General features: G+C 37.2%; 10 protein-coding genes. 5 read left to right on the forward strand and 5 right to left on the reverse strand.

Features of this window, described 5'->3' with window-relative positions; translation table 11 throughout:
* Nucleotides 1–145: 145 nt before the first annotated feature.
* The gene (locus tag ACSHWW_RS13955; RefSeq protein WP_435683084.1) at nt 146–973 is read right to left on the reverse strand and encodes a DUF4294 domain-containing protein; all 828 of its coding nucleotides are present in this window, start codon (nt 971–973) and stop codon (nt 146–148) included.
* 99 nt (nt 974–1,072) lie between these two features.
* Here ACSHWW_RS13955 and ACSHWW_RS13960 point away from each other — a divergent pair, with 99 nt between their 5' ends.
* The 4 genes from ACSHWW_RS13960 to ACSHWW_RS13975 all read left to right on the forward strand — a co-directional run bounded on the left by ACSHWW_RS13960 (nt 1,073) and on the right by ACSHWW_RS13975 (nt 4,059).
* The gene (locus tag ACSHWW_RS13960; protein ID WP_435683085.1) at nt 1,073–2,182 is read left to right on the forward strand and encodes a M42 family metallopeptidase; all 1,110 of its coding nucleotides are present in this window, start codon (nt 1,073–1,075) and stop codon (nt 2,180–2,182) included.
* Nucleotides 2,183–2,346: 164 nt separating this feature from the next.
* Nucleotides 2,347–3,081 (forward strand): YqjF family protein, encoded by a 735-nt coding sequence (locus ACSHWW_RS13965; RefSeq protein WP_435683086.1) that lies wholly within the window; start codon nt 2,347–2,349, stop codon nt 3,079–3,081.
* Complete coding sequence (locus tag ACSHWW_RS13970) at nt 3,081–3,425, forward strand: TfoX/Sxy family protein (RefSeq protein WP_435683087.1); 345 nt, start codon at nt 3,081–3,083, stop codon at nt 3,423–3,425. Before ACSHWW_RS13965 ends, ACSHWW_RS13970 begins: the two co-directional genes overlap by 1 nt.
* A gap of 109 nt (nt 3,426–3,534) precedes the next feature.
* On the forward strand, nt 3,535–4,059 hold the full coding sequence (locus ACSHWW_RS13975) for a DUF421 domain-containing protein (RefSeq protein WP_435683088.1): 525 nt from the start codon (nt 3,535–3,537) through the stop codon (nt 4,057–4,059).
* On the opposite strand, the gene ACSHWW_RS13980 is transcribed toward ACSHWW_RS13975, so the two are convergent.
* Genes ACSHWW_RS13980 through ytxJ form a run of 3 tightly spaced genes read right to left on the reverse strand, consistent with a single transcriptional unit; the run spans nt 4,056 to nt 6,692 of the window.
* Entirely contained in the window at nt 4,056–5,405 is a 1,350-nt protein-coding gene (locus ACSHWW_RS13980; RefSeq protein ID WP_435683089.1) for an MFS transporter, read from the reverse strand. The two genes, ACSHWW_RS13975 and ACSHWW_RS13980, sit on opposite strands and share 4 nt — an antisense overlap.
* Before the next feature lie 50 nt (nt 5,406–5,455).
* Nucleotides 5,456–6,280, reverse strand: a complete 825-nt coding sequence (locus ACSHWW_RS13985) for a M48 family metallopeptidase (protein WP_435683090.1) — start codon at nt 6,278–6,280, stop codon at nt 5,456–5,458.
* 1 nt (nt 6,281) lies between these two features.
* Nucleotides 6,282–6,692 (reverse strand): bacillithiol system redox-active protein YtxJ, encoded by a 411-nt coding sequence (gene ytxJ, locus ACSHWW_RS13990; RefSeq protein WP_435683091.1) that lies wholly within the window; start codon nt 6,690–6,692, stop codon nt 6,282–6,284.
* A gap of 207 nt (nt 6,693–6,899) precedes the next feature.
* Here ytxJ and clpB point away from each other — a divergent pair, with 207 nt between their 5' ends.
* A complete protein-coding gene (gene clpB / locus ACSHWW_RS13995; RefSeq protein ID WP_435683092.1) occupies nt 6,900–9,506 on the forward strand; it encodes an ATP-dependent chaperone ClpB in 2,607 nt (868 codons plus the stop codon).
* A gap of 158 nt (nt 9,507–9,664) precedes the next feature.
* Here the strand turns inward: clpB and ACSHWW_RS14000 are convergent.
* The coding region (locus tag ACSHWW_RS14000) for a beta strand repeat-containing protein (protein ID WP_435683093.1) at nt 9,665–11,926 on the reverse strand (2,262 nt) is incomplete at its 5' end.

Raw genomic sequence — 11,926 nt, forward strand, 5'->3', positions numbered from 1 at the left:
TACGATTGGATTATAGGAACGTCATACGTGTTTTCAACCTTTCCGACCAAAGCTTGCTATCGCAAACTTTGCCCACCTTTCCTCATCTGAGGAAAGGAGCTATTTTTATTTTTTGTTTTTAACTGAAGACTGAATATTGAAAAAACTACTTCTTACTTTCTCGCAATCTCTTGCGCTCTAGTTTCTTGCGTTTTTTCTTGTCTTTTTTAGCTTTTTTCTCGAGATATTCTTTACGTATTTTGGAACGTTTTGCAAGTTGGATAGAGTCATAATCTTTAGGCAAATTATCCTCATACTCATTCCAGGACTCACGTCCTTTAAAATAGTCATAAGAAATGGCAGGCTCTTGCTCTTCTAGCGTTTCATGCTTGAACTCGTTCAATAATACATCTTCAATGTAAAAATCTTCAATGTTTTTCTCAGGATTATACTCGGCTTTTAAATCGATATCAAAAAGGCTTGCAGCATTCTTAAACCAGAACGCGCTCCATCCATTGCGCAATTGTTTTAAAAGATCAAAAGTCGTCATACCCGTTTGACGGTGAATGAGTTTGATAAGAATTTGACCTTCGGTAGTTGTGAGTTTTTTAAGCTCAGTTGTAAATTCTTCTTCTACGTAACGCTGTACTATTTTAGTATATTTTTTCTTATCACTTTCATATTCTAGTGAGGCCAGCCTGCGGTCTAGCTCCGTGAGTCGTTCTGCCGCTAGTTTTGCATACGGCCATACTTTCTTGACTTTGCGCTTGATAATTTGGTAACGTATATTTTCATATTTACTGTCAAATCTTAATGACTGCAGCAACATCACTCGATCTAGTTCTATGGCACTAAGTGAATCGCCATCTATAAAGAAGTACTCAGGTGTTTTTACCGAGTCTGCTTTTACGGGCATTTGTGTTGGTTTGACTTGCGCTTTCGCGAAAGCGGAACTCAAAAAAACCATCAATAAAATTAATATTCTTAAACTCATATAAAACCTGTTGCCAAAAGCATTCCAAAAATAAGAAAGCTCGCCTATTAATAGCGATTTATGTGGCTCTTTATTATCTTCACAGCTAAATTTTATAACATGGCTGGAAAAAGCATTTTAAATAAAAAGTCTCTAGATTTTCTAGAAAAATACCTTAATACAGCATCTCCTACAGGATATGAATGGAACGGGCAAAAAGTGTGGATGGACTACCTTAAACCTTATGTAGATGAGTTCATTACAGATAATTATGGAACTGCAGTAGGTGTTATAAATCCTGACGCAAAATTCAAAGTTGTTATAGAAGGCCATGCCGACGAGATCTCGTGGTACGTGAATTACATCACAGACGACGGATTGATTTATGTGGTGCGCAATGGTGGATCTGATCATCAAATCGCTCCTTCTAAGAAAGTAAATATTCATACTAAAAAAGGAATCGTAACAGGAGTTTTTGGCTGGCCAGCGATTCACACACGTAGTAAGGCAAAAGAAGCACCACCTAAACCTGACAACATTTTTATAGATTGTGGCTGTGAGTCTAAAGATGAAGTTCTCAAGCTAGGTGTAGATGTAGGTTGTGTAATTACGTATCCAGATGAGTTTTTTGTGCTGAACAAGAACAAATTTGTGTGTCGTGCACTCGATAACCGCATGGGTGGATTCATGATTGCAGAGGTGGCACGTTTATTAAAAGAAAATAAACAGAAATTAGATTTTGGTTTATATGTGACTAATTCAGTTCAGGAAGAAATAGGATTGCGCGGTGCAGAGATGATTACACAAACCATCAAACCTAACGTTGCAATTGTAACTGACGTAACTCATGATACGACCACACCTATGATTGATAAAAAATCAAACGGTGATGCCGCTATAGGAAAAGGTCCAGTCCTAGCCTATGCACCAGCAATACAAAACAACCTGCGTAACCTCATTATGGACGCGGCTGATGCTAACAAAATCCCATACCAACGCAGAGCAACATCTCGTTCCACTGGAACAGATACTGATGCGTTTGCTTATTCAAATGGTGGTGTTCCTAGCGCATTAATCTCGTTGCCATTACGTTACATGCATACTACAGTTGAAATGGTACACAGAGATGATGTGGAAAACGTGATTAAAATGATTTATGAATCTTTACTAAAGATTGAAAACAATCACGATTTCAATTACTTTAATAATAAGAACGAAGGACTTTTTTAATGATTCATTCTATTAAATAATCTTACAAGACTTATTTATTAAATCCCTATTTTCAAAAGTAAATAGGGATTTTTTATATTCTATTACCGCCAGCAAAGTTAATTTCAAATGATGGAACATACTGATTAAACCTCATATTCAATAAATTTAACTTACCTTAAATTATGACAATAACAGATCTATTAAAAATCACTGAGCATCGACCTTGGGAATTGCCTGCGCAGCGCTGGAAGTATTACCAGGAATGGAATCGAGCGATATTTATGCACTGGCAAGTGGAGCTTGAAGACTTGAAGGAGTTTGTACCGCAAGACTTGGAAATTGATTTGTTTGATGGTAAACCTTGGATCTCTGTCGTGGCATTTACCATGGAAAAAATTAGGCCTAGAAACTTACCAGCTTTTGCTCCTATCTCAAATTTTCATGAAATCAACATTCGTACTTATGTGAAGTATAATGGGAAGACTGGTGTCTATTTCTTAAGCATGGAAGGTGGAAAAAAATGGTCTTGTAGAATTGCAAAAAGTCTTTCACAACTGCCCTATCGCTATTCAAAGATTCGACACAGTAATAATCATTATACATCTAAAAATGCCGCATTTAATGATGAGCTAGATATCAAGTATTCCATAGGAAAAACGATTACAGATAAATCAAAACTTGACAAATGGCTTACAGAGCGGTATGCATTATTTCAAGATACTGAAACAACTATCAACGAGTTTGAAATCCATCATCAAGAATGGCCTATGAACGAAATTGAAATCGACGAGTTAAACATCAACTACCCAAGGTTTCATAACCTAATAGGTAATAATCCACATAGAGCTGCATATTCAGATGGTGTTCAAGTGCTTGCTTGGGGAAAAAAGAAATTACCTTTAAATGATAAATTATAATGGCTTACGATGAATATTTAGGAGAACGTATTAGACTCATTCTTGAATCTAAAAAAGTGCAATTTCACGATAAAAAAATGATGGGTGGACTCATTTTTATGATTAATGATAAAATGAGTTGTGGAATCCACATCGATAAAAAATATGGTGACAGTTTATTAATGTTGAAAATAGGCACCGAAGCCTACCAAACAGAAATCATAAAAGAAGTGTGCTTGCCCATGGACTTTACAGGCAGACCTATGAAGGGTTATATTTTTGTCACTCCTGAAGGATTTGATTTGGAATCAGATCTGGAGTACTGGATTGATTTGGCTGTAGATTATAATAAAACCTTGCTGTAATTCTATATTTATTACTAATTATTATAAATAAAATCAATCTTTAACATAATACTCACGCAATGAGTTAGCCAGAATCCATAATTTGTGATGAATTAATAAAAACTCAATTATGGACTGGATTTATCAATCAGACGACCCTTTATTACAAACTATTGCAGCTTGCTTTTTAATATTTATAGCAATAATTGTTCTCACACGAATCGTTGGATTGCGCTCCTTTGCAAAGTTTACAGCCTATGATTTTGCATTTACTGTGGCTATAGGTAGCATCATCTCTTCTACACTTACTTCAAGTACTACAATTGCTCAAGGAGTTACAGCTATTGCTGGTTTACTGTTACTTACCTTTATCTTTTCTACATTACAACGTAAAGTAACATTCATTAAAAATTTGATATCAAACGCTCCTTTATTACTCATGGACGGAGAAAAAATGCTTGATGAAAATCTAAAGCATGCTCGTATCGATAAAGGCCAATTGATTGCAAAACTGAGAGAAGCAAACGTTTTAAATTATAGTCAAGTAGCTGCAGTCGTATTAGAATCCACAGGAGCAATTTCAGTACTCCATAAATCTGATGATGATGAAGAATTTAATACCGACCTATTGCAAGGAGTGCGCAGGACTCCTTAGAATTCTTCCCGCTTAATAATTTTTACTTTAGGCACACGCAACAATAGCAATACTCCTATTATAAAGAACACTACGAGAAATAGTATACTGCCTCGCATGGAACCACTTAATTGTGTCACAAGAGTAAAAATGCTCATTCCAATCACGATTCCTATTTTTTCGGCCACATCATAAAAGCTGAAATAGGATGCCGTATCTGGATTACCATCTGGAATCATTTTAGAATACGTGCTTCGCGAAAGCGATTGTATCGATCCCATTACAAATCCTACTGCAGCAGCTGTTAAGTAAAACTCCATGGGTGAATAAACGAAATAGCCATAAATACATATCGCCACCCAAATTATATTGATAACAATTAATACTCTGATATTTCCGTACTTTTTAGATAGCCAGCTCGCTATGAATGCACCACCTATGGCCACTACTTGAATCAATAGTATAGAAACAATCAAACCCATAGTTGCGCCACCTTCTTCCCAAGCAACTTCTTCTGTACCGAAGTAAGTCGCGACCAGCATCACCGTTTGAACTGCCATACTATACACAAAAAATGCTGCTAGATAGCGTTTCATCTGTTTATTATCTCCTAACTGATTCCATATTTTACGCAACTCTTTAAAACCATTTGTGAAGATGTTTTTGACTTCGCTCGTATCTTTTTTAGTTCCAAGTGGTAAGTAAGCATAGGTGTATTGAGCAAAACCCATCCACCATATTCCTACGAGTATAAATGATAGCTCCACTGCTGTTAAAGCTAAAATGTTGCTATCTGGAAACAGTCCTTTCTCAGGATAAAATCCTCCTTCAATAAGCACAAGGCAAAACACTAATAATAACACGCTACCTATATAACCTAGAGAAAAACCTTTGGCACTGGTAGCGTCCTGCTGCTCGGGTAAAGCAATGTCTGGTAAATAACTATTGTAAAAGACTAAACTACCCCAAAATCCAATAAGAGCAAGAAAATACATCGCCAGACTGAACCATAAATAGTCAAAACTAAAAAACGCTAAACCTATGCAACACAATCCACCGAGATAGCAAAAGAACTGCATGAAACGCTTCTTTTGACCAGAATAGTCAGCGATACCAGATAGAATAGGAGAAAGAAAACTAACTACTAAAAAAGCTACTGCAGTCGTCACAAATATGATATTCTCTTTATTCACATCTTTTAAAAACTCAGGAACATTTCCCTTTTCATATGCATCAGCACTTACGACTGAATAAAATATGGGAAATATTGCGCTAGTAATTACAAGTGAATAAACGGAGTTTGCCCAGTCATAAAATGCCCATGCATTGCGTAATTTCTTGTGACCGCGTGGTAAAGTATTTTTCATAAAAAAAGGGTTCTATTAAGAACCCTTTAAAAGTATGTAAAATCAAACGTTTATTTGAAAGAAGTCACTCCGTATTTACGAGCTTCAGCTTTTGCTTGCGGTGCAAGTTGTTTTAAAAATGCGATACGGCTATCATTTGACGGGTGCGTGCTTAAAATTTCAGGTGGAGCGCCGCCACCACTATTTGCTTTCATACGTTCCCATAAACGAGCACCTTCATCTGGATTATAACCAGCAATTGCGGCAAGGTATAATCCTATTTTATCAGCTTCGGTTTCATGTGACCTTGAGAATGGCAACATTCCTCCTAATTGAGAACCTAAACCATAAGCTTGATTTAAAATTTGTTGTGTAGACTCATTTAATCCACCTACTTGTCCACCTACAGCAACACCTACTGCACCTAGAGCCTGTAATTGTCCAGCACTCATGCGCTGTCCACCATGATTTGCAAGAGCATGTGCCACTTCATGACCCATTACTATGGCAACTCCAGTTTCATCTTGACAAATAGGTAAAATCCCTGTATAAAAAACGATTTTCCCACCTGGCATACACCATGCATTAACAGTAGGATCATCTACTAAGTTATATTCCCATTCATAACCGTTTAGGTAAGATTCCTCGCCTAGAGCATTCAGCCAGCGTTGAGCAGCTGTTTTAATTTTGCTTCCAGTTCTAGTAATCATTTCAGCCTCAGCAGTTCCAGTAACAACCTTATTAGTATTAAGGAATTCATCATACTGACCAAAAGCCATCGGAAACAACTGGCTGTTAGACATAAAGTTAAGCGTCTTTTTACCCGTAAACACATTTGTTTTACAAGAAAACAAAGTCACCACAACCGTGAGGATTAATAGTTTATTAAATTTCATATTATGCTTCTTTTCTTATTAATTGTTCTACTCTTTTAATATCGATTCCATGGTGTGAATCGGTATGAATAATCTCTTCATTATCGATAACGATAATTTGTGGCGACTGGTGCATGACGTTAAGTCTGCTCGCAATCGTGTTACTTAATTCTCTATGATTCAATAAATCTAGTAAGTAAAAACTTGCATCTTCATCTTTCAACGTGTATCCAGATTCAAAATTCTTAAGAACCATTCTAGAAATACCGCAACGCGTGCTGTGTTTAAAAATAACTTTGGTTTTCTTTTTTGAATTAGAAATCAAGTTATTTAACTGATCTTCAGACTCCAGCATTTGCCATGGCAATCCTTGTTGAATCTCATCCTTTGCAATCTCACGTTGTGATTTAAACAACTTATCTAACAGTCCCATGTATTATTATTATTGATTATCTCGCTTTCGCGAAAGCGTGTATATTCAAATTCTACTACTAAATTACAAAGATAATGATTGTAACAATTATTTCTACACAACGAATTACTAACAGACAGTTTGTCGTAAATATTTGCATTTAATGTGACTTTTTGACAATTTTCAGAAGAGGTATAACAATTGACTAGTTAAAGTAAAAGAGAAAAAATGAATTTGAATCAATTAACTATAAAATCGCAAGAAGCGCTCCAGGTAGCGCAACAACTTGCACAAGAGTCAGGTCATCAATTTATTGAGAATCTGCATATATTAAAAGGAATGATTAGAGAAGATGAGAATGTACTTCCATTTATCTTTAATAAATTAAATGTGAACCTGCCTTTAGTTACTCAGCTTATAGACAGCAGCTTAGTGTCAATTGCAAAAGTAAGTGGTGGAGACATTCAATTATCTAGCGATGCTGGTAAAATGGTAAATAACGCCATGAGTATTGCTACTAAAATGAATGATGAGTACGTAAGTTTAGAACACTTGCTACTTGCCATTTTTGATAGTAAATCAACTGCTGCACGTATTTTAAAAGATCAAGGAATTACTAATGATCAATTGAAAAAGGCGATCGAAGAATTAAGACAAGGTAGCAGAGTAACTAGCGCTAGCGCTGAGGAAACTTATAATAGTTTAAACAAGTATGCAAAAAATCTCAATCAACTAGCAGATCAAGGAAAGCTAGATCCTGTAATAGGACGTGATGAAGAGATAAGACGCATTCTTCAAATCCTTTCCAGACGTACAAAAAATAACCCAATGCTTGTAGGTGAACCTGGAGTAGGTAAAACCGCAATTGCTGAAGGGCTTGCACACCGTATCGTTGCTGGAGATGTTCCAGAGAATTTGAAAAACAAGCAAATCTTCTCACTCGATATGGGAGCACTTATCGCTGGTGCAAAGTATAAAGGAGAATTTGAAGAACGCTTAAAAGCGGTGATAAAAGAAGTCACAAATAGTTCTGGAGACATCGTTTTATTTATAGATGAGATTCACACACTTGTAGGTGCTGGTGGTGGACAAGGAGCCATGGATGCTGCAAATATTTTAAAACCTGCACTTGCTCGTGGAGAACTACGCGCCATAGGTGCCACTACTCTAGATGAGTATCAAAAATATTTTGAAAAGGACAAAGCTCTAGAAAGACGTTTTCAAAAAGTACTTGTAGATGAGCCAGATACTGAAAGTGCGATTTCTATTTTGCGTGGTATTAAGGACAAATATGAAACACATCATAAAGTGCGCATCAAAGATGAGGCGATTATAGGTGCGGTAGAATTATCGCAACGTTATATTACAAATCGTTTTCTACCAGATAAAGCCATCGATTTAATGGATGAAGCTGCGGCTAAACTGCGTATGGAAATCAACTCAAAACCTGAGGAACTAGACGTACTGGATCGTAAAATCATGCAGCTAGAGATTGAAATAGAAGCAATTAAACGTGAAAATGACGAGAATAAACTCAAATCTTTACGTAACGAACTTGCTAACTATAAAGAATCTCGTAATGAGATAAATGCTCAATGGGTGAATGAAAAAGATATAGTAGATGCGCTTCAAACCGCAAAAAGCGATATCGAGTTTTTCAAGCAACAAGCAGAACGTGCTGAGCGTGATGGCGATTACGGAAAAGTAGCAGAGCTGCGATACGGTAAGATTAAAGAGGCTCAAGAAGGACTTGAAAAACTTCAAAAAGAAGTAGATGAGAATGATACGGCCACAACTCTTATTAAAGAAGAAGTAACTTATGACGACATCGCCGAAGTTGTTGCAAAGTGGACCGGAATCCCAGTGACTAAAATGATTCAAAGCGAGCGTGATAAACTACTCAAGCTAGAAGATGAACTTCACAAACGTGTGATAGGACAGCAAGAAGCAATCGTCGCGGTAAGTGATGCAGTAAGACGAAGTCGCGCAGGATTGCAAGATCAGAAAAAGCCAGTCGGTTCTTTCCTTTTCTTAGGTACTACTGGAGTAGGAAAAACAGAGCTCGCAAAAGCTCTGGCAGATTATTTGTTCAATGATGAAAACTCAATTACTCGCATAGATATGAGTGAATATCAAGAACGTCATAGCGTGAGCAGATTAGTAGGTGCTCCTCCAGGATATGTAGGATATGATGAAGGTGGACAACTTACTGAGGCAGTGAGAAGAAAACCATATTCTGTAGTACTCCTAGATGAGATTGAAAAAGCGCATCCAGATGCATTTAATATTCTCTTACAAGTACTCGATGAAGGTCGATTAACAGACAATAAAGGTCGCGTTGCCGATTTCAAGAACACCATAATCATTATGACTTCAAATATGGGAGCAGAATTGATACAAGAGCGTTTTGAAAATGCAACTTCAGTTACAGAAGAGTTAATGGAAGAGACTAAAAAGGAAGTCCTCATAGCTTTAAAGCAACGCGTACGACCAGAGTTTATTAACCGTATTGATGATATTGTAATGTTTACACCACTTGCTAAAAAAGAAATTAGACAGATTGTAGGCTTACAGTTAAAAGGTGTTACTAAAATGCTGGCACTTCAAGGAATTACTATAGATGCCACACCAGCAGCGATTGATTTGCTTGCCTTACAAGGTTATGATCCTCAATATGGAGCAAGACCTGTGAAAAGAGTAATTCAAAAGAACGTGATGAATGAACTTTCTAAACAGATTCTATCGGGTGCGATTTCTACTGACAGTATCGTTCTCATAGATGAACATGAAGGAGATTTGGTTTTCAGAAATCAAACAGATGCCGTAGAAGTATAATTTAAATTTGAGTAAAAAAAAGCAGCTCATTTCTTTAATAGAAATGAGCTGCTTTATTGTTGTTGGATATTGAAGTACGCTTTCGCGAAAGCGTCATAAAAAAAACCTGCCCATAATAAAACAGACAGGTTTTTCACTAACTAAACCAACCTAACTTTTTATTTCACTAACAATCTTAAAGTCTCTACTCTACCAGCAGATTCTAATCTTAAGATGTACGCACCAGATGCAAAATCACTTACATCAATAGTTTGTGCTCCAACAGTAGCTTCTCTAGTCATCACTGTTTTACCAGTCATTTCTATGACTTGATAAGTAACATTAGATTGAAAAGATGGAGATACTTCTAGCTGAACTGTTTCTCCATCAGCAGGATTTGGATAAATCTTACTTGAGATAAAACCAGATTCAAAATCATCATTACTTAAAGTCACTTGAGATTCAAAAGCACCTATATCACGAGTTCCAAATAATGCTTGATCAATTTGATCTAAAAATGTATCTGTTCCACCAGCATCAAAAGCTCTTGTTCCGTTCATAATAGCATGAGTAAAAGTCATTCCACCATTATTTTGTAGTGGACCTAACGCTGCATATTCTGGAGCAGCTGTTGTTCCTACTATGTCTGATGCTATTGCTGTAAAGTCTGCAATATCATCAGTTTCAATAAGGTTGAAACCTAAAGAAGTAAATGCACCTACACTTACACCTATATTAGGCACTCCATTTGCTGAAGTGTTTTCTGCTATGATCGTATTCTTGATACTAAAACTTCCACCTGAAACTGCTGCAAAACCAACTCCACCAGCATCTGTAGTGGCGTCATTTTGAGCAATGGTAACTGCATTTAACGTAGTTGCTGGACCTGTACTTACTATTCCACCACCATTTGCTCCAGCTGTATTTCCAGAAATTGTAGATCTAGATACATTAAGAGTTCCATTGAGGTTTCCTATTCCACCACCATTTGCAGTTGCATTATTGTTAGATATAGTGGTTTGGGTAACATTTACCGTTCCACCATTAATGAAAATCGCTCCACCACCATCATTTAATAAGTCAGTACCTAGTGCAGTGTTACCATCTAATGTGGATAAATCTACTGACATAACACTATTATTTTGATTCCATAGTGCGCCACCTTCACGGCCAGCTGAATTATTATTGAAAGTCGATCTTAAAATATTAGTGTTAGTTGCTCCAGTTATATGAATTGCTCCACCATTTCCGGGAGCTGGAGTACCAGCTGTTCCATTAACATCATTACTCGATAAATCTGAATCTGTAATGTTGAGAGTTCCATCAATCACTTCGATGGCTCCACCGGCTCTATTTGCAGAATTTCCCGTAAAGGTTGAATTCACAAAAGAAAGTGTTCCCGTTGTACTCAAGACCGCTCCACCAGAAGCAGAAGTTCCCTGAGCCAAATTATTGGTTGCAATTAAACCATCTGCCATTACATCACCACCATTATTAAATATTGCTGCACCACCATCATCAGCTGTATTACCAGCAGCTGTGTTTGCGTCCATAGTTATTTGTGTTAACGTCATCAAACCAGTTCCATTCCATAATCCACCACCTTCACGTGCTGCTGTATTATTTGAAATTGTAGAATTTGTTAAAGCAATATCTTGATTTCCAGAAATATGAATTCCACCACCATTTCCAGGTGCAGCTACTGCCGGTGTAACACCTGCGTTATTCATATTCATTATTACCGCATTCAATACAGCTGTTCCTGTCCCAGCAACAATTTCTATTGCTCCACCAGCACGGTTTGCCGTATTGTTATTTAAGGTCGAACCGTCAATATTTATTGATGCATCCACATCTACTAATACTGCTCCACCAGAACCAGAAGTTCCGTTTGCAACGTTATTAGTTAACATAGAACCATTAATTATGGAAACTGAACCACCATTTAAGGCATAAACTGCTCCACCACCATTATCTACTCCTGCTCCACTTGCTGTATTTCCATCCATAGTCACACCATCGATAATCATCATTCCAGCTCCATTCCATAATCCACCACCTTCGCTCATTGCTATGTTGCTGTTTACAGTTCCTCCTGTGACATTAACAGCACTTGCTCCACTTATATGAAGTCCACCACCATTTCCTGGTGCGCCTGCTCCAGTGGTTACACCAGCTGTGTTCATATTTAAATTTACGTTTGATAAATCAACTGAAGCATTTGAATTTGCTTCAATTCCTCCACCAGCACGATTTGCTCCGTTTCCAGATATTGTGGTACCAACTGCATCTAAAGATCCGCCAGCCACTAAAACTCCACCACCAGTACTTGTAGAACCAGTTGCCGAATTATTACTTATTGTCACAGTCCCAGTAATTACGACTGCTCCACCTTCATTGTAGATTCCTCCACCACCAGCTTCTCCTGGATTCATAGCTCC

It is taken from the genome of Nonlabens sp. (assembly GCF_051251825.1).
In the GTDB taxonomy this organism is placed as follows: Bacteria; Bacteroidota; Bacteroidia; order Flavobacteriales; family Flavobacteriaceae; genus Nonlabens.

Coding starts and splice junctions, on each gene's coding strand:
- ACSHWW_RS13965 (WP_435683086.1), top strand. CDS start 2,347: ATGACAATAACAGATCTATTAAAAATCACTGAGCATCGACCTTGGGAA.
- ACSHWW_RS13980 (WP_435683089.1), bottom strand. CDS start 5,405: ATGAAAAATACTTTACCACGCGGTCACAAGAAATTACGCAATGCATGG.
- clpB (WP_435683092.1), top strand. CDS start 6,900: ATGAATTTGAATCAATTAACTATAAAATCGCAAGAAGCGCTCCAGGTA.
- ACSHWW_RS13955 (WP_435683084.1), bottom strand. CDS start 973: ATGAGTTTAAGAATATTAATTTTATTGATGGTTTTTTTGAGTTCCGCT.
- ACSHWW_RS13960 (WP_435683085.1), top strand. CDS start 1,073: ATGGCTGGAAAAAGCATTTTAAATAAAAAGTCTCTAGATTTTCTAGAA.
- ACSHWW_RS13985 (WP_435683090.1), bottom strand. CDS start 6,280: ATGAAATTTAATAAACTATTAATCCTCACGGTTGTGGTGACTTTGTTT.
- ACSHWW_RS13970 (WP_435683087.1), top strand. CDS start 3,081: ATGGCTTACGATGAATATTTAGGAGAACGTATTAGACTCATTCTTGAA.
- ytxJ (WP_435683091.1), bottom strand. CDS start 6,692: ATGGGACTGTTAGATAAGTTGTTTAAATCACAACGTGAGATTGCAAAG.
- ACSHWW_RS13975 (WP_435683088.1), top strand. CDS start 3,535: ATGGACTGGATTTATCAATCAGACGACCCTTTATTACAAACTATTGCA.